Here is an 18,082-nt window from a genome sequence, read left to right as displayed (position 1 = left end):
CACCTCTCGCACGACCTTAGCGGCCCGCCCATTACCGATCGGTTAAGGCTGTTACTGTGCCGCGAGCGCGCGCCGCTCCGGCAGGCCGATCCGGAATGCAGCCCCACCCTGCCCCGGCAGGTAAGAGATTGATCCGCCCAGCTTTTCCATGATCTCGCGGCAGATGGCGAGGCCCAGTCCGGCCCCACCCGCCGCCGACTGATCCGACAGGCGCGAGAACTTCTCGAAGATCACGCGGCGGCTGTCCTTGGGAATGCCCGACCCGTTATCGATCAGATCGACCGCGCCGCCCCGCACCTCGATCCGCAGCTCCGGCGCCTCCGCATCGCAATACTTCCCGGCGTTCGAAATCACGTTGATAAAGACCTGCGACAGCCGGTCGAGGTCGGTTTCCAGCGTCACCGCCCGCTCGGCCTCCCGGTCCCGGACGATCCTCAGATCCTCCGGCCCAAGGCCCGTCGCCGCAATCGCCCGGTCGATCAGATCCGCCAGATTACCCGTTGATATGTTGAGGGAAACCTGCCCGTTCTCCATGACGCTGAGGTCCAGGATGTCGTCCAGCAGCCGGGTCAGACGCACCGCCTCGTCCTGGATGATCCCGGCGAACCGCGCCTGCTCCTCCGGGCCGGCCGCCCCGTCGCGCATCAGTTCCGAGAACGACCGGATCGACGTCATCGGCGTGCGCAGCTCGTGGCTCACCTGGCTGAGGAAGGCATCCTTCTGGATCGACAGCGCCGTCAGCTTTTCGTTCGCATCCCGCAGTTGCCGCGCGGTCCGCGTCAGCTCCGCCGACTGCGCCTCAAGGCGTGAGGAATACTCCATCATCTGCGCCGTCTCATCGGCCACCGCGATCAGATCCTCGACCGACACCGCGGTGCCCCCGATCATCTGCCCGACCATCGCATGCGCTGTCGCGGCGCCCACCGATCCCGCCAGTTCCCGCTCGAAATGATCAAGAAATTCTGGCGTGACTTCAGGCAGATAGCCCGTGCTCCCCTGCCGCTCCGCCTCGGCCTGGAACAGCGCCTGCGCTTCCGCGGCGCCCAGGATACGTTGCGCCATGATCAGCAGATCCTCGACCTCGGGCACCCCGTGGCGCCAGCCCCGCGGCCCGGTCGTGTGGTCGAAGACATGGACCACCTGTGCCCCCTGCAGACGTTCCAAAGGCGTGGGAAAGGTCAGGACAGAGCCCACGAAAAAGGCAAGCGTGTTCAACAGCATCGACCAGAGGACCGCATGCAGGACCGGGTCCATCCCCTCGAAACCGAACAGCTCCTGCGGACGCAGCCAGCCGATCCCCGCCGGGCCCAGAACCACCAGGTTCGACCCGCCCGCAAGTGCCGGAACGAAAAGCGTGTAAGCCCAGATGGCGAACCCCACGATCAGTCCGGCCCCGGCCCCGATCCGCGTGGCCCCGCGCCAGTAAAGCCCGCCCAGAAGCGACGGCAACACCTGCGCGATCCCCACGAAGGAGATCAGCCCGATCGCCGCCAAAGACGTCCCCGCGCCGGAGAGCCGGAAGTAAAGCCACCCCAGCGCCAGCACACCCGCGATGGCGAACCGCCGCGACAGGATGACGATGCGCCGCACGTCCCCCGACATGGTCGCCCCGCCCGACCCCGCGCTCAGCCAGATCGGCATCACGATGTGGTTCGACACCATGATCGAGAGCGCGATGGAGGCCACGATCACCATCGATGTGGCCGAGGACAGCCCGCCCAGGAAGGACAGCAGCGCCAGCCCCTCCGCCTCCAGCGCCAGCGGCAGCGTCAGCACGAACAGGTCGGGATTGGCCCCCACCGGCATGACTTCCAGGCCCACCACGGCGATCGGGACCACGAAGAGGCTCATCGCCCCCAGATACAGCGGGAACGCCCAGCCGGCCGTCGCCAGATGCCGCTCATCCGCGTTCTCGACGACCAGGACGTGGAACATGCGCGGCAGGCAGATGAAGGCCGCCGCCGACAGGAAGATCAGCCCGGCCCAGCGGCCCGCCCCGATCTCCCAGGACGACAGCGGCGAGGCGTCGATCTTGGCCATCACATCCGCCGGCCCGTCGGCGACCGACCAGACGACGAAGATCCCCACGGCCAGCAGCGCAAACAGCTTCACGACCGCCTCGACCGCGATCGCCATGACAACCCCGTGGTGCCGCTCGTTCACGTCGAGGTTCCGCGTCCCGAAGAGGATCGTGAAGAGCGCCAGCCCGGCGGCCACCCAGAACGCCGTCGCCTCCAGTTCCGCCGTGCTCCAGGCGCCTTCCGCGAAGACCCGCACCGACAGCGTCACCGATTGCAATTGCAGCGCGATATAGGGTGTCGTGGCGATCACGGCGATCAGCGTGACGATCACGCCCAGCGTATTGGACTTCCCGAAACGGGAGGAGATCAGGTCGGCCACCGACGTGATCCGCTGCGCCCGCCCGACCCGCACGAGCTTGCGCAGGATCGCCCACCAGCCGACCAGAACCAGCGTCGGGCCAAGGTAGATCACCAGGAATTCCAGCCCCGACCGGGCCGCATATCCCACGGCACCGTAGAACGTCCAGGCGGTGCAATAGATCGACAGGGACAGGGTGTAGATCAGCGGCGAGCGCAGCCAGCCGTCCCGCCCGCGTGCCGCGCGCCTCTCGGCCATGAAGGCCACGAGGAACAGCAGCGCGACATAGCCCAAAGCGACCGCAACCAGAAGGTTGAAGGTCAGCATGGTCCCGCTAGCCCTCGTCCACCGGCGCCTCGCGATCTTCGGGCATCACATCCGGCCGCTGCAGCGGGCGCGCCAGCAGCGCGGCGGCCGCAACCAGCCCGATCCAGACCGCAAAAAGGTAGAGCCCCGCGACAGAAGTCCGCTGCGCCGCCCCCTCTGCCGGCCCGCTCCACGCCATCGGCAGCAGCAGCAGGGCCGCGCCGATCACCGGAAGCATCCGCGCCGCGTCCCGCATCCGCCGCTGGCGGTAAGACGCCTTGGCGAGGAAGATACCGGGGCGCTGGACAGTCATGACGCGACCAGCGCCCGCACGCTCTCGATCACTTCGGCATTCGAGAACGGCTTGGTCATGAACTGGCTGACGCCCAGCCGCTCGGCCATCTCGCGATCCTTGGTCTGCCCCCGCGCGGTCAGCATCAGAACCGGCACCGCCGCCGTCTCCTCCGACGCGCGCAGGTCGCGCAGGATGTCGAAGCCGCTGCGGCCGGGCAGCATGACGTCGAGGATCACAAGCTCCGGCTTTCCCTCGCGCACGCGGTCCGCCGCCGTCAGCCCATCGGAATGGGTGTGAACGGTCCAACCGTCCCGGGACAGGATGAAGCTGATCGCCTCGATGATGTTGGGTTCATCCTCTATCAGAAGAACTCGTCGTCCCATGGCCCAGGCCCTCCCCAAACCTGTCCAAGGGGCCGTCTGCGGGCCCGTTCATGGACTATTGCGGCAAAGGGGCGGTCTGTCAAAAGACCACAGGGGATCACGCAAGATTATTTCACGGATGACAGCCCGTCAGCCATTGATCGGCTTCCGCCCCAACAACCGCAGGGTCAGGTTCCGGCCCGCCACCATAGGCGGATAAACGACCTTGGCCAGGCCCGGGCGGCGGAACAGCCCGCGCACCAGCCGATTGAACGCGCCTGACCGCGTGGTCATACCAGCCAGCGCCGTCATCGCCTGATCCCCGTGCAGAAGCTGGCCGTCAAGCTCCACCACCATCCCGGTGTCCAGGTTCAGCCCAGCGGCAGCAATCCTCTCCAGAACCGGATGATCGGACCGCGCATCGACCAGCTCGACACCACCGGTGGCCTCCCGCAGGCGGACCATGCGAATATAGGCCCTGCAGAACGGACACTCGCCGTCATAGACCACGCGTACGGGTTCTGACATCGAATGGTTCCCCTTCTCTTGCGGTTTACACCGGCGGTTTATGTCTGATGGCTCTTCAGTTGAGGCCAGAGCGCTAGAACAGCTTCACCACCTTGATATAGTCACCCGGAAAGCAAAGCAAAATCAGGGCAGAAGCCGTGCTGGCCAAGATCCGCACCCATCTCGAACATCCGATCTCGATCCAATCCCTCGTCGTGGTGCGCATCGCCTTCGGGCTGATCCTCGCCTGGGATTGCGTGCGCTACATCCGGGCCGACCGGATCGGGCGCTACTACGTCGATCCGCAGTTCAACTTCCCCTTCCTGCCCTTCGTCCACCCCCTGCCGGAGCCCTGGATCCACATCCTCTGGCTCGGCGTCGGCCTGTTCGGACTGATGGTCGCCTTCGGCGCCTTCTACCGCATCTCGATCGTCGCGCTCACGGCGATCTTCGCCTATTACTTCCTGCTCGACCGGACCCAGTACCTCAACCACAACTACATGGTGATCCTCTACGGGATCCTGATGTGCTTCATGCCCGCGAACCGGGCCTTTTCCGTCGATGCCTGGCTCCGGCCGCAGATCCGGTCACAGGTCATCCCCCGCTGGCCGGTCAGCGTGATCAAGCTCCAGACCGAGATCATCCTGATCTACGCCGGCATCGTGAAGATTACCGACGACTGGCTGAGGGGAGAGCCCCTGCGCGAATGGCTCAGCGATGCCCAGGGCGACGTCTTCTTCGGCTTTCTCTTCAACTACGACATCTCCTTTGTGCTGGCCTCCTGGGGCACGGTCCTGCTCCATGTCGTGGGGGCGCCGCTCCTCCTCTGGCATCGGACGCGGCTCGCCGTTTTCCTGATCTACGCCTTCTTCCACTGGTCGAACGCGCAGCTCTTCAACATCGGCATCTTCCCTTGGATCACGCTGGCGCTGACGACGATCTTCTTCGCCCCCGACTGGCCCCAGCAACTCGCCCGCCGGTTCCTCGGCCTGTTCGAAGCCGTGCCGGAAAAGCCGCCATTGCCGCAGGCCACCTACCGCATCGCCCCCTGGGGCCTGACCGCACTCGCCGTCTGGTTCGCCGTCCAGATCATCATCCCGCAACGGCAAGCCTTCTTCCCGACAAATGTCGGGTGGAGCGGCGACGGCCACCGCTTCTCCTGGCGGATGCGGATCTACGACCGCGACAGCGAGGGCGTCTTCATCGTCACCGGGCCGGACGGAGACTCGGTCGCGATCAATCCCCGCGATGCGATGAGCAACCGCCAGGCCCGAAACGTTCTCGCACGGCCCGATCTCGTCCATGCTTTCGCCCACAAGCTCGAGGATTACTTCATCGAACAAGGCTATTCCGATGTCTCCGTCCGCGCCGACGTCCAGGTGGCCTTTAACGGCCGCCCGCCCCAGCAATTCACCGACCCGAATGTCGACCTGACCGAGGTGCCTTACAACCTCTTCGGCCCCGATCCGTGGATCCTGCCGAATTACGAGCGCGCCGCCGACGGGATCGTGCCCGACTGGCTGCCCCCCTTCCCTCTGCAGCGGGAGGAGGAGCTGCCCCAGATCGTCCCGGCCCGCTAAGCGTTCCAGCGCACCTCGAAGAGGCCGCTGAAATCGTAACCCCGCTGGGCCTCTGCGCGCTCGGCAAACTCCGCGCCGCGACAGAAGGCGGCGAGCCGCTGCAAGGGCGGCTCGAACCACGCCCGCCGGTCGACAAGCAGATCGAACCGCTCCTCGACCACCGGCACAAAGCGCAGACCGTAAAGCCCCGCCAGTGCCTCCAGCCCGAAGGCCGCATCGGCGACCCCCTCGGCCACGGCGCGCGCCGCGTCATCCTCGCTGCGCGCAGGTGTCAGAAGCTGAACCTCCGCCAGATCCAGCCCCGCTTCTCCTGCGACCTGCTGGAACAGCGCCTGCGTGCCCGCCTCCGCCTGCCGCGGCACGACCCGCCGTCCGGCAAGGGCGGGAAGCCCGCCGATCTCCTCGGTGCGCACCAGCAGCCCGCGCCGCCGCCGCGCCCAGGACAGCAGGACCGCATCGCCCAGCCCCTCGACCGCGGGCACGTTCCACAGGCCCGACGCGGCATCCCGCAGATGCAGCCCCGTCGCAACGCCTTCGCACGCGCCGAACCGCGTCAAACCATCCAGACTTCCATCCAGAAACGTCGCCAGCCCGGCCCGCGACTGCCGCAGCGCCCAATCCAGCAGCGGATCATGGCTGCCCAGAAAGACCGGCGGCCGCACCGGTGCGGCCTGAACCGCGCCAGACCGCCCGCGCCCGATCCAGTCCCGGATCTCGGCCTCGGGAAACAGCAGCTTCCCCGTCACCCGCGACACAGGCACAGCGCCCGAGGCAGCCAGATCATAGACCTTCCGCTCTTTGATGCGCAGAAGCTGCGCCAGCTCCTTGACCGTCAGAAACTCAGGGCTCTCAGGATCGGCCGCCGCCATACATCACCTCTCTGGGGCATTTGGAAAAAACAGTTGCTGTCCATCGACTTCGAACGCCGCGATGGCCGCCTGCCCCTGGGCAGACAAAAGCCAATCGGCAAAAGCCCGCGCCCCTTCGGCATTCACCTGCGGGCAGGCCTCCGGGCTGACCGGGATCACACCATACTGGTTGAACAGGTCCGCGTCACCCTCGACGACAATCCCGAAATCCCCCTTGTTGCCGAAGCTGATCCACGTCGCGCGATCCGTCATCACATAGGCGCCCATCCCGATCCCGGCATTCAGCGTCGCGCCCATCCCGGATCCCGTCTCGCGATACCACGCGCCCGAGGCCGCCGCGGGATCGGCCCCGGTCTCGGCCCACAAGGCCATCTCTTTCTTATGCGTCCCCGAATCGTCCCCGCGCGAGGCAAACGGCGCCTCGGCCGCCGCGATCACCGCCAAAGCCTCCTGCACATCGCTCATCCCGGCAATACCCGCCGGATCATCCGCCGGGCCGACGATGACGAAATCGTTGTACATCAGATCCGTCCGCACCGTGCCGTAGCCCCCGGCCACGAATTCCTCCTCCGAGGCCTTGGCATGAACCAGCAGCAGATCCGCGTCGCAATTCCGCGCATTCTGCAGCGCCTGACCGGTGCCAACTGCCACCACGTTCACGGTGATCCCCGTCTCTTCCTCGAAGATCGGCAAGAGATGATCGTAAAGCCCTGAATTGGCGGTCGAGGTCGTCGATTGAACCAGCACGGCCCCCTCGGCCAAGGCGCCCCCGCCAAGGGTCGCGGCAAAGGCAAAAACCAGAGTGCGGGTGAAAGTCATCGTGAAGTCCCTGTCGTCAGTAAAGCAACCCACCATCGAGGTAGCGCGCCGCGGCCTCCGACAGGGGCGAAGAGAAGAAGCGGCTGGCGCGGCTGTGCTCGGCCAGCCGCCCGCCATGGAGGAACACCACGTCATCGGCCAGGCGCCGGGCCTGACCGATATCGTGGCTTACAAAGATGATCTTGGTGCCGCTGGCCCGCGCCGCCCGGACGATATCCTCGATCATGCCGACGGAGGCCGGGTCGAGGCTCGCCGTCGGCTCGTCCAGGAACAGAACCTCCGGCCCCGTCGCCAGCGCCCGCGCCAGCGCCAGCCGCTGCTGCTCGCCCCCCGACAACAGCCGCGCCGGCTGCCGCGCGCGGTCAAGCAGGCCCACATGTTCCAAAAGCGCGTCGCGACGCCTATCATCGCGCGCCCCGCGGCTCTTCAGCACGAAATCGACATTCGCCGCCACCGACCGGCGCAGCAGCACCGGCTTCTGAAACACCATCGCCTGCCGCCCGCGCACCTCATCCAGGGGCAGCCCGCCCCAACAGATCTCTCCCGAACTCGCGGGCACCAACCCGTGCAGAAGCCGCAAGAGCAGGCTCTTTCCCGCCCCGTTCGGGCCCATCACCATCGTCACGCCGCTGGGCGCCAGGGCCAGATCAATTCCGTCGATCAGCGCCTGGCCACCCGCCTCCAGCCGCAGCTTCGACACGCGCAGCGGCAAGGGGGCCGCGGCGACGGGCGCGTCGGCCACGCCCTCGAAGGGAAGGACGATCCCGTCAGGCATAGGCTTGCCGCGCCGCCGTCGCCCGCACCCCGTGCACCGCCGCGTTCACACCCAGCGCCAGCACCATCAGAACGATGCCAAGCGCCAGCGCCAGGGCCAGCTCTCCCTTGGAGGTCTCCAATGCGATCGCCGTCGTCATCACCCGGGTCAGATGGTCGATATTGCCGCCCACGATCATCACTGCGCCCACCTCGGCCACGGCCCGCCCAAATCCCGCCAGCGCCACCGTCAGCAGCGCATAGCGCCCGTCCCAGAGGACGGCACCGATGACCTGCGTCTTGTTCAGGCAGAACGACCGGAACTGCTCGGAATACTCCGCATGCAGATCCTCCAGCACCTGCCGCGACAGGGCCGCGACGATCGGCGTGATCAGGATCGTCTGCGCGATGATCATGGCGGTGGGCGTGTAGAGCAGCCCCAAGAACCCCAGCGGCCCGGCCCGCGACAGATGAAGGTAAACGAAAAGCCCCACCACCACCGGCGGCAGCCCCATCAGCGCGTTCAGCGTTACCAGAACCGCTCCGCGTCCCGGAAACCGCGTCGTCGCGACCAGCGCCCCCAAAGGCAGCCCGATCAGGCAGGCCAAGGCCGTCGCCGTCAGGCTGACCTGCAGCGACAATCCGACGATCTCTGCCAGATCGGCATCGCCCGACAGGACAAGGCCCGCCGCCAATCCCAGGATTTCCGAGTAATCTTGCAAAATTTCCGACCCGCCGGAAGAAGCGCCTAGTTAGGACAAATCTACTCTACCGCGAACCGGGCTCGCAAGTAGAATTGGCGGTCTAAATGGTAGAATCCCAAAGAAAAAGGCCGCGCGAGCCTCTGCCCGCGCGACCTTGCATTTCTTTGCAGAATTTCCGGCCTGGATCAGTCCAGCCGCACCGCATCTCCCGTCTGCCGGTCCGCGCTCGAAAACGGCGCGATCTCGTTCAGCGCAAAGTAAGCCCCGACGGCGATCAGCGCTGTGGCGGCGAAGGCGGCCAGCATCGGTTTCATCTGTCCCACTCCCGTCACTCCGCCGGTGTCGCGCCGGCCGATGCCGGCGCCTTGCGCGGCATGGTCAGCTCTTTCTCGGCCCAGATCGAATGGTGCTGTTCCGCCCACTCGACCGAAACCTCGCCCGATCCCATGGCGTCATAGGCGCCCTCCATCCCGACCGAGCCGATATAGATATGCGCGATGATGATCGCCATCAGCACGAAGCTGACGATCGCATGCCACGCCTGGGCCAGCTGCATCTCCTGATGCGGCGCAAGGTCGGTGGGCAGCGGCGCGAAGCCGAACCAGCCCGGCACGCCGACCGCGTTGATCTTGTCGAACGTGGCCGCGAACATCGGCAACTCGAACGGAAAGAGCAGCGACAGGCCAGAGGCCGAGATCGACCCGCCAAGGACGATCACCGACCAGAAGATCATCTTCTGCCCGAAATTGAACTTCTTCGCAGGCGGGTGCGCGTTTCCGATGATCCCGCCGCCCTGAGCGATCCACTTGAAATCGGTCCGGTCGGGCAGGTTGTGCCAGACCCAAAGGACGAACACGAAGATAAGCGCAAGCATGAAGGCCCAACTGACGTTGTTATGCACCCACTTGGAGTAAAGCGCGATGAAGGCATAGATCTCGCGCGCCGTGTCGTAGGCCGCCGGGTTGTTTGCGAAAAGCCCGATCGTCATCCGGCCGAACAGCGTGATCAGGCCGGTGATCCCCAGCAGGATGAACGAGCCCGCCAAAAGCCAGTGGCTGAACCGCTCGAACGCCTTGAAGCGGGTAACCCGCTGGCCCGACTTCTTGCCATAGACCCGGATCTTGCCGCGGATCATGTAGAAGAGGAACAGCGCGACGATCGTGCCCAGAAGCAGGTACCCCCCATAGGTCGCAAGCGGCCCTTCGCGGAATTGCGTCCACGCCATCCCGCTATCCTGGATCAGCGTCGTGGTGGCCGGTCCGCGGATCTGGCTCGTCACATCCGCCGTGTCATAGCGCAGCTCACGCCAAAGGTCGGAATCCGAGGCCCCGCCCAGCGTGCCAAGCTGGTCCGATGACACGGGCGCCTCACCTGCTGGCGCGCCCGATCTGTCTTCAACGGGAAGCCCTTCCTGACGGCGCAGGATATCTTCCAGGGTCTGCGCGCCGCCGGTGGCGCTGCGGTCGGCGGGCGCCGCCTCTTCCGGCGCGTCCTGGGCGGACGCGGCCGATCCCAGCAGGATCGCGAAGAGGAAAGCGAACAATCTCACATTCATCGAGAAACCTCGTGATTGGGTGCTCGTTGGGACTGTAAAAGAAACGGCCTCCCGGGACGGGACGACCGCTGAACCAAAGACGCTCGGGGCGGATCCGCGAAGATCCGCCCCGGTCACTAGAAGGCGTCAGTTGCCCTTCTGATCGTAGGCCGTGCCCCAGCCCCAGGCGCCGGAGCCAAAGCCGCGGGCCACCACACGCTCCCGGTAGATCGAGGACACGACGTCCCCGTCCCCGGCAAGCAGCGCCTTGGTCGCGCACATCTCGGCGCAGATCGGCAGCTTGCCTTCCGCGATCCGGTTGCGGCCGTACTTGGCGAACTCGGCGGTGGAGTGGGTCTCTTCCGGGCCACCGGCGCAGAAGGTGCACTTGTCCATCTTGCCGCGCGATCCGAAATTGCCGGCTGCGGGGAATTGCGGCGCGCCGAACGGGCACGCGTAGAAGCAATAGCCGCACCCGATGCAGAGGTCCTTGGAGTGCAGGACCACGCCATCGGCGGTCTGATAGAAGCAGTCCACAGGGCAGACCGCCATACAGGGCGCATCCGAACAATGCATGCAGGCGACCGAAATCGACCGCTCGCCCGGTTTGCCGTCCTGGATCGTCACCACCTTGCGGCGGTTGATCCCCCAGGGGACTTCATGCTCGTTCTTACACGCCGTGACGCAGGCATTGCATTCGATGCAGCGCTCGGCGTCGACAAGAAACTTAGCTCGTGCCATTTTCGTCGTTCCTTCCTTATGCGGCCGAGATCTTGCAGAGAGTCGCTTTCGTCTCCTGCATCTGCGTCACCGAGTCGTAGCCATAGGTCTGGGCGGTGTTGGTGCTTTCCCCCAGGACGTACGGATCGGCGCCGTCGGGGTATTTGGACCGCTGGTCCTCCCCCTGGAAATGACCGCCGAAGTGGAAGGGCATGAAGGCCACGCCTTCGCCCACCCGTTCGGTGACCATCGCCATCACCTTTACCTTGCCGCCTTCCGGACCTTCGACCCAGACCTGCGCCCCGTCGCGAACACCAAGGTTGTTGGCATCGCGCGGGTTGATCTCGACGAACATGTCCTGCTGCAGCTCCGCAAGCCACGGATTCGACCGTGTCTCGTCCCCGCCGCCCTCGTATTCGACCAGACGGCCGGAGGTGAGGATGATCGGGAAGTCCTTCGAGAAGTCCTGCTTCTGGATCGACGCATACATCGTCGGCAGACGGTAGAACTTGCGGTCCTCGTAGGTCGGATAGTCGGCCACGAGATCCCGCCGGTTGGTGTAAAGCGGCTCCCGGTGCAGCGGGATCGGATCCGGGAAGGTCCAGACCACCGCGCGGGCCTTGGCATTGCCGAACGGCGCACATTCATGCGCGATGGCAACCCGCTGGATCCCGCCCGACAGGTCGGTCTTCCAGTTCACACCGGCGACCTTCTCGTCATAGTCCGACGGGAAGGGCGACATGCCCGCCTCGCCGACCTCTGCGGTGTTCTTCTGGAATTCCGGAATACCCGCGGCGCGCGCGATATGGGCGCGCTCGGCATCCGTCAGTTCCGAATCCCAGCCCAGATCCTTGAGCATCTGGTAGGTGAATTCCGGATATCCGTCCTGGATCTCCGACCCCACCGAATAGACGCCCTCGGCCAGCAGGTTGTCGCCGTCCCGCTCCACGCCGAAACGCGCGCGGAAGGTCAGGCCACCCTGGGACACCGGCTTCGACATGTCGTAGAGGTTCGGCGTGCCCGGATGGTTCATCTCGGCCGTTCCCCAGCACGGCCAGGGCATACCATAGTAATCCCCGTCCGCCGGTCCGCCGACCGCCTGAAGCGTCGTGCGGTCGAAGGTGTGCTGGTTCGCCATATGCAGCTTGATGCGCTCCGGGCTCTGGCCCGTGTACCCCACCGTCCACATACCGCGGTTGAACTCGCGGGTGACGCTTTCGATGTTCGGCGTCTCCGCGTCTTCCATCTCGATATTGCGGAACAACCGGTCGCCGAAGCCGAACTTGTTGGCGAACTTCGCGATGATGATGTGATCCGGCAGGCTCTCGAACAGCGGATCCACGATCTTGTCGCGCCACTGCAGCGAGCGGTTGGAGGCGGTCACCGATCCGCGCGTCTCGAACTGGGTCGAGGCGGGCAGAAGGTAGACCCCATCCTCCCGGTCATGCAGCACGGCCGAGACGGTCGGGAACGGGTCGATCACGACCAGCATGTCGACCTTCTCCATCGCCGTCTTCATCTCCGTCATCCGGGTCTGGGAGTTCGGCGCGTGACCCCAAAGAACCATGGCCCGGACATTGTCCTGCTGGTCCATGTTCTCGGCATCTTCAAGAACACCGTCGATCCAACGCGACACGGGGATCCCGGTCTCGTTCATCAGCGGCTTGTCCTTGCCGTCGGCGCCCTGGATCGTCGCGAACTGACCCTTCAGCCAGTCCAGATCCTCGTCCCAGACGCGCGCCCAGTGGGCCCAGGCCCCTGCCGACAGGCCGTAATAGCCCGGCAGCGTGTGGGACAGAACGCCAAGGTCCGTCGCCCCCTGCACGTTATCGTGGCCGCGGAAGATGTTGGTGCCGCCGCCCGACGTGCCCATGTTGCCCAGCGCAAGCTGAAGCACGCAATAGGCGCGGGTGTTGTTGTTGCCGTTGGTGTGCTGGGTGCCGCCCATGCACCAGATCACGGTGCCCGGACGGTTGTTGACCAGCGTCCGCGCGACCCGCTCAAGCTGGCTGCCGGGCGTACCGGTGACCCGCTCGACTTCCTCGGGCGTCCACTTGGCGACCTCTTCCCTGATCTGATCCATCCCCCAGACACGGGTGCGGATGAATTCCTTGTCCTCCCAGCCGTTCTCGAAGATGTGCCAGAGCATCCCCCAGACCAGCGCGACGTCCGTGCCGGGCCGGAAGCGAACGTATTCGTCCGCATGCGCTGCGGTGCGCGTAAAGCGCGGGTCGCAGACGATCAGCGGCGCGTTGTTCTCTTCCTTGGCCTTCAGGACGTGCAGAAGCGACACCGGGTGCGCTTCGGCAGGGTTGCCGCCGATGATGAAGATCGCGCGGCTGTTGTGGATGTCGTTGTAGGAGTTGGTCATGGCGCCGTAGCCCCATGTATTCGCAACACCGGCAACGGTGGTGGAGTGGCAGATCCGCGCCTGGTGGTCGACGTTGTTCGTCCCCCAATAGGCCGCGAACTTGCGGAACAGGTAGGCCTGTTCGTTGTTGTGCTTGGCCGAACCCAGCCAATAGACGCTGTCCGGGCCGCTTTCGTCCCGGATCTTCATCATGCCGTCGCCGATCTCGTCGATCGCCTGCTCCCAGCTGATGCGCTTCCACTCGCCGCCTTCCCGCTTCATCGGGTACTTGAGGCGGCGCTCGCCATGGGCGTGCTCGCGGACCGAAGCCCCCTTGGCGCAATGGGCGCCCAGGTTGAACGGGCTGTCCCAGCCGGGCTCCTGGCCCGTCCAGACGCCGTTCTGCACTTCGGCGATCACGGTACAGCCGACCGAACAATGGGTGCAGACCGATTTGACGGTCTGAACCGCGCCCTGCGCGGCGGTCGAGGCTGTGGCCTTTGTGACGTTGCCGCCTGTCGCGGCGATGGCGGCCAATCCGCCGATGGCAAGGCCGGAGCCTTTGAGAAATCCGCGTCTGTCGACCGATTTCTCGGCCACGTCAGACAGGATGCCGGTCCGCTGGGGGCGTCGCGCAACCCCGTTGGTCTTCTTCCTGAGCATTTCGTCTCTCCTTGCGAGCGCTGACCGAAGTCAGGCTAGCTGGGTTTTGTCCTTTGGCAGTCGGGCCTCACGCAACCAGTCGCCTCGGGACGATTACGGGCGTCCGGTCAGAACCGTGCGCTGTCAAAATAGGCGCGGGTATGCGCCGTATCCTGCATCCGCTCCGAGGTCAGATCGACCTCCTCGGCCTCCGCAGCGGTCCCGCTCACGGCAACGACGGCAACCGCCGGCGCGGCGGTGCCCGCAAGTTTCAGAAAGTCTCGGCGCGAGGCGCCGTCTTTCGATTGGGTCATGTGTGTCCCCTCCTGTTCATGCGGGCCCCCACTGACCCGCGATTCCCGAAAACCGGCCGTCAGGCCAGCCGAAACGCTTCACACTCGATATCCATAAAAACACGCCCCACCGCCCCCAGTGACGCGTACAAAACCGAATTCTTCGCAGCCTCCAGGTCCGAATAAAAATGCCCGGCCCAGGGCGAAATATGCTTGTTGAAGAACGTCTTCTGATCCTCGACGCTCGCCGGCGCTCCAAAGCGCCCGACGATCATCCCTGCCATCATCTCCATGAGAGAGGCGATGTTGTCCTCAGGCTCATAGACGTTCTGCGCGCGCGTGATCCCCCGCGCCGCCATGTCGTTTCTCAGCTGCGCCAGCGGCTTCTCGTTCAGGAAGCCCGTCAGGTAGTAGCTGGCATAGGGCAGAAGCTCGCCCCGGCCCAATCCGATGAAGAGCGCGTTGAACTCACTCTCAACGCCCCCGGGCTTGCAGGCCTTCGCAACCCGCGACAGCCCCGCGATCGCCTTTCCCAGATCGGTCTCGTCGCCCGTCAGGCCGGCGGTCTGGTTCAAAAGCATCTGATCCGGCGGCCCGGACAGCATCAGGCCCAGATAGTTATAGAGATCGGCGCGCAGCCGGTCCTCATCCGCAATCTCGATCTTGTCGGCCAACGCCGTCATGTCCCTTCGCTCCCGAAGCTGAAACTCATCCGGCGCGGGCGGAGGGTCAAGATCTCCTCGTCCTCCTCGATCGGCGCCTCGGATACAACTTCCACGGCCTGTGGCTCCTCAATCACGACGGTTTCGGTCGGGCTTTCCTCGTCCAGCTCGGCCACCTCCTCGACAGGCGCTTCGGCGTCGTTTGCGGGCGCCTCCAGCTCGAGGACATGCCGCAGCATCCCCTTACCGACCTGATAGGCCGTTTGCATATTCTCGACGACCATCGCGCTGTCGGTGAAATCGCCGCCGTAATCAACCAGCCCGTCCACATTGGCGAGCACCGGGTTCGTCTTCCACAAGGCGCGCAGCGCCCGGCGCCGCAGATGCTCCGGCACGGCCTCCTTCATGAAGGCCGCGATGTTGTCGCCCGGCTCCAGCGTATCCGGATCCGGCAGCTCCAGCTCGGCCAGCAATTCCTCGTCGGTCTTGCCCGCCTGCTCCGCCGCCCGGGCCTCGGCCACACGCGCGGCGTCCTCCGCCTGCTCTTGGGCGGCAACGGCAGCTTTGCGGCGGGCCCAGAAATCGCTCATGACACCCGCACCTTCCGGCCCGGCGCCCGGTAGACATCCGTCATCTGGGAAATCCGCGCATCGCCCACGCCATCGACCTCCCGGTCGATCCGCTTCTTGTCGCGCTTGCGCTTCACGAATTCCTCTTCCTCGTGGTGTTCCGCCACGAAGCGCTCGACCATCGCCCGCAAGGCCGAGGGCATCGGCACCCGCTCCACCAGCTCTTCGCCGCTGTCGCAGTAATCCTGCCCCTCATAGGGCGACGCCGTCGCCAGCAGGATCTCCGGCCGCTCGGCCGTTCCCTGCCGCATCACCACGTAGATGCTCGGGCTCTCGGCCTGCAGTTCGTGCAGGTACGCTTCGGTATCGGTCCGGTAGAGTTCCATCGGCACGGTCGCGGCATGAAACTCCACCGCATCGCCATCCTTGCGCAGCACTTTCCAGTCCGACGGGGCTGCGCCCGGCAAGACGGCAACGGCACGCCAACTCCACTTCGCCCAACGGGTCACACCCGGTAAACGCCGCACGACAATACCCAACGGTACCGCCAACGAATTGTGAGTCTTCTGTGCCAAAATCTTCCCGTCTTTCGGCTTATGGTTGTATCGAACACGATCCTGACGCCGAATGAAAGGAATTATTAGCGTTTCTCCGCCGGCCCGGTATTGGACTAACGATGTAGGCCCCTATCTAGAGGGGCTTTTGGATCGGCCGGGCCGAACCGGTTTGCGCGTCCCAGAGATTCCGATTAGCGTCTCGCAGCTCAGCGGGAGGAATGGGGTTCATGGCCAAAAAGCTCATTGTATGCGACTGTATGGGCAGCCAGCGGGTCGACCCGGAGGCGCTCGGCAACGCGGCCAATCTGCCCTGCTCCAAGACCTACACCTTCCTCTGCGGCGACCAGATCGAAGACGCGGCGCGTGAAATTGCCGCAGGCGACGCAATCATCGCCTGCCAGCAGGAGCGGGCCCGGTTCGAAGCCCTCGCCGACGAACTCGACGTCGATCCCCCCGCCTTCGTCGATATCCGCGACCGCGCGGGCTGGACCGCAGATCCCGACGCGACGCCGAAACAGGCCGCCCTCGCCGCCGAAGCCGTCCTCGACCTGCCGCTCCCAAAAACCCGCGACATCGTCTCGGAAGGCACCTGCCTGATCCTCGGTAAGTCCGACGTCGCCCTCCCCGCCGCGGAAACACTGGCCGACACCCTCGCCGTCACCGTCCTTCTGACCGATGCCGCCGACCCACCGGAAACCCGCGCCTTCGATCCGATCCACGGCACGCTCCGCAAGGCGCACGGCACGCTCGGCCAGTTCCGCCTGACGATCGACGGCCTGCGCCAGGTCATCCCTGGCGGGCGCGGCCCGCTCGCGATGACCGCCCCGCGCGACGGCGCCGAAAGCGTCTGCGACATCATCCTCGACCTCACAGGCGGCACCCCCCTCTTCCCGGCGCACCACAAGCGCGACGGCTACCTCCGCCCCGATCCCGGCAGCCCCGTCGCCGTGGCCGATGCCGTGCGCGAGGCCGCAGCCTTCGTCGGCACCTTCGAAAAGCCGCTCTACATCCACGCCGAGCCTGCCCTCTGCGCCCATTCCCGGGCCGAACAGACGGGCTGCACCCGCTGCCTCGACATCTGCCCGACCGGCGCGATCAGCCCGGCGGGCGATCACGTGACGATCGACCCGATGGTCTGCGCGGGCTGCGGCGCCTGCGCCGCGCTCTGCCCGTCCCAGGCGATCTCCTACGACGCCCCCCCGGTCGAGGCGCTGTTCCGCCGCCTCACCACGCTCGCCTCCACCTATTGCAGCGCCGGCGGCACCGCCCCGCGCCTCCTCGTCCATGACGAAAGCCATGGGCGGGAAATGATCTCGCTCGCCGCCCGCCACGGCCGCGGCCTGCCTGCCGATGTCATCCCGCTCGAGGTCGACGCGCTCGCCCGCTTCGGCCATGCCGAGGCGCTGGCGGCACTCGCCTGCGGCTTTACAGAGGTGTCGATCCTTCTCTCCCCCCGCACCGAACGCGACACGCCGGAAAACCAGACCGCGCTCACCAACGCCATCGCGGGGCGCCAGGCGATGCGCCTTCTCGACCTCGCCGATCCCGACGCGCTGTCAGACGCGCTCTATGGCGACAGCCCCGCCCCGCTCGTCGCCGACGCGATCCTGCCCATGGGCACCCGCCGCCAGGTCACCCGCCTCGCCGCCCGGACCATGCGCGGCCAGGATGACATCCTGCCGCTCCCCGAGGGCGCCCCCTATGGCGCCGTTCTCGTTGACAAAGACGCCTGCACGCTCTGTCTCTCCTGCGTGTCGCTCTGCCCGTCCGGCGCGCTGGGCGACAACCCCGACCGGCCCGAACTGCGCTTTCAGGAAGATGCCTGCCTTCAATGCGGCATCTGCGCCAATATCTGCCCCGAAACCGCGATCACCCTCGAACCGCGCCTCAACCTCACCGACGCCGCCCTCTCCCAGGTCGTCCTCAACGAGGAAGAACCCTTCGCCTGCATCGAATGCGGCGCCCTCTTCGGCGTCAAATCCACCGTCGAGAAGATCACCGAGAAACTCGCCGGCAAGCACTCCATGTTCGCCAATCCCGACGCGGCCCGCATGATCCAGATGTGCGACAATTGCCGGATCAACGCCCAGTACCATTCCGAGAACAACCCCTTCGCCGCCGGTGAACGCCCCAAGCCGCGCACCACCGACGACTACTATTCCGACCGCAAGGACCACTAGC

18 protein-coding genes are annotated in these 18,082 nt (G+C 65.7%); 2 read left to right on the top strand and 16 right to left on the bottom strand.

Going from position 1 to position 18,082, the window contains the following annotated elements; all coding sequences use genetic code 11:
- Window positions 1-51: 51 nt before the first annotated feature.
- From AADZ90_RS08450 to AADZ90_RS08435, 4 genes are all read right to left on the bottom strand, one after another.
- Window positions 52-2,706, bottom strand: coding sequence for an ATP-binding protein (locus tag AADZ90_RS08450; protein WP_367312144.1), 2,655 nt, complete (start codon window positions 2,704-2,706; stop codon window positions 52-54).
- A 7-nt stretch (window positions 2,707-2,713) separates the two neighbouring features.
- Window positions 2,714-2,998: a hypothetical protein gene (locus tag AADZ90_RS08445; RefSeq protein WP_367312143.1), complete on the bottom strand. Its 285-nt coding sequence runs from the start codon at window positions 2,996-2,998 to the stop codon at window positions 2,714-2,716.
- The gene (locus tag AADZ90_RS08440; RefSeq protein WP_367312142.1) at window positions 2,995-3,363 is read right to left on the bottom strand and encodes a response regulator transcription factor; all 369 of its coding nucleotides are present in this window, start codon (window positions 3,361-3,363) and stop codon (window positions 2,995-2,997) included. Before AADZ90_RS08440 ends, AADZ90_RS08445 begins: the two co-directional genes overlap by 4 nt.
- 129 nt (window positions 3,364-3,492) lie before the next feature.
- Entirely contained in the window at window positions 3,493-3,870 is a 378-nt protein-coding gene (locus AADZ90_RS08435; protein ID WP_367312141.1) for a DCC1-like thiol-disulfide oxidoreductase family protein, read from the bottom strand.
- A gap of 137 nt (window positions 3,871-4,007) precedes the next feature.
- Here AADZ90_RS08435 and AADZ90_RS08430 point away from each other — a divergent pair, with 137 nt between their 5' ends.
- A complete protein-coding gene (locus tag AADZ90_RS08430; RefSeq protein WP_367312139.1) occupies window positions 4,008-5,429 on the top strand; it encodes an HTTM domain-containing protein in 1,422 nt (473 codons plus the stop codon).
- Here the strand turns inward: AADZ90_RS08430 and AADZ90_RS08425 are convergent.
- From AADZ90_RS08425 to AADZ90_RS08370, 12 genes are all read right to left on the bottom strand, one after another.
- The gene (locus AADZ90_RS08425; protein WP_367312138.1) at window positions 5,426-6,298 is read right to left on the bottom strand and encodes a substrate-binding domain-containing protein; all 873 of its coding nucleotides are present in this window, start codon (window positions 6,296-6,298) and stop codon (window positions 5,426-5,428) included. The two genes, AADZ90_RS08430 and AADZ90_RS08425, sit on opposite strands and share 4 nt — an antisense overlap.
- 3 nt (window positions 6,299-6,301) lie before the next feature.
- Entirely contained in the window at window positions 6,302-7,117 is an 816-nt protein-coding gene (locus AADZ90_RS08420; protein ID WP_367312137.1) for an ABC transporter substrate-binding protein, read from the bottom strand.
- Window positions 7,118-7,133: 16 nt separating this feature from the next.
- Window positions 7,134-7,892: an ATP-binding cassette domain-containing protein gene (locus AADZ90_RS08415; RefSeq protein WP_367312136.1), complete on the bottom strand. Its 759-nt coding sequence runs from the start codon at window positions 7,890-7,892 to the stop codon at window positions 7,134-7,136.
- Window positions 7,885-8,592, bottom strand: coding sequence for an ABC transporter permease (locus AADZ90_RS08410; RefSeq protein ID WP_367312135.1), 708 nt, complete (start codon window positions 8,590-8,592; stop codon window positions 7,885-7,887). Before AADZ90_RS08410 ends, AADZ90_RS08415 begins: the two co-directional genes overlap by 8 nt.
- A gap of 167 nt (window positions 8,593-8,759) precedes the next feature.
- Window positions 8,760-8,888 carry a hypothetical protein gene (locus tag AADZ90_RS08405; protein ID WP_367312134.1) on the bottom strand — a complete coding sequence of 43 codons (129 nt, stop codon included), beginning with the start codon at window positions 8,886-8,888 and terminating at the stop codon, window positions 8,760-8,762.
- A 14-nt stretch (window positions 8,889-8,902) separates the two neighbouring features.
- Window positions 8,903-10,129 (bottom strand): formate dehydrogenase subunit gamma, encoded by a 1,227-nt coding sequence (locus AADZ90_RS08400; protein ID WP_367312133.1) that lies wholly within the window; start codon window positions 10,127-10,129, stop codon window positions 8,903-8,905.
- A gap of 126 nt (window positions 10,130-10,255) precedes the next feature.
- On the bottom strand, window positions 10,256-10,849 hold the full coding sequence (gene fdh3B, locus AADZ90_RS08395; RefSeq protein ID WP_367312132.1) for a formate dehydrogenase FDH3 subunit beta: 594 nt from the start codon (window positions 10,847-10,849) through the stop codon (window positions 10,256-10,258).
- A gap of 16 nt (window positions 10,850-10,865) precedes the next feature.
- Window positions 10,866-13,841 carry a formate dehydrogenase subunit alpha gene (locus AADZ90_RS08390; protein WP_367312131.1) on the bottom strand — a complete coding sequence of 992 codons (2,976 nt, stop codon included), beginning with the start codon at window positions 13,839-13,841 and terminating at the stop codon, window positions 10,866-10,868.
- 107 nt (window positions 13,842-13,948) lie between these two features.
- Window positions 13,949-14,134 carry a twin-arginine translocation signal domain-containing protein gene (locus AADZ90_RS08385; RefSeq protein WP_367312130.1) on the bottom strand — a complete coding sequence of 62 codons (186 nt, stop codon included), beginning with the start codon at window positions 14,132-14,134 and terminating at the stop codon, window positions 13,949-13,951.
- A 59-nt stretch (window positions 14,135-14,193) separates the two neighbouring features.
- On the bottom strand, window positions 14,194-14,796 hold the full coding sequence (locus tag AADZ90_RS08380; RefSeq protein WP_367312129.1) for a TorD/DmsD family molecular chaperone: 603 nt from the start codon (window positions 14,794-14,796) through the stop codon (window positions 14,194-14,196).
- Window positions 14,793-15,365 carry a DUF3306 domain-containing protein gene (locus tag AADZ90_RS08375; RefSeq protein WP_367312128.1) on the bottom strand — a complete coding sequence of 191 codons (573 nt, stop codon included), beginning with the start codon at window positions 15,363-15,365 and terminating at the stop codon, window positions 14,793-14,795. The genes AADZ90_RS08380 and AADZ90_RS08375 overlap by 4 nt, the downstream gene beginning before the upstream one ends.
- Window positions 15,362-15,919 (bottom strand): DUF3305 domain-containing protein, encoded by a 558-nt coding sequence (locus tag AADZ90_RS08370; protein WP_490372064.1) that lies wholly within the window; start codon window positions 15,917-15,919, stop codon window positions 15,362-15,364. Before AADZ90_RS08370 ends, AADZ90_RS08375 begins: the two co-directional genes overlap by 4 nt.
- Before the next feature lie 209 nt (window positions 15,920-16,128).
- Here AADZ90_RS08370 and AADZ90_RS08365 point away from each other — a divergent pair, with 209 nt between their 5' ends.
- On the top strand, window positions 16,129-18,081 hold the full coding sequence (locus AADZ90_RS08365; RefSeq protein WP_367312126.1) for a 4Fe-4S binding protein: 1,953 nt from the start codon (window positions 16,129-16,131) through the stop codon (window positions 18,079-18,081).
- Window position 18,082: the final 1 nt, after the last annotated feature.

Origin of the sequence: Aestuariibius violaceus, from assembly GCF_040779325.2 — a bacterium.
Classification (GTDB): domain Bacteria; phylum Pseudomonadota; class Alphaproteobacteria; order Rhodobacterales; family Rhodobacteraceae; genus Aestuariibius; species Aestuariibius violaceus.
Note: the sequence above shows the minus strand (reverse complement) of the source record. Positions and strands in the feature narration are given on the sequence as shown.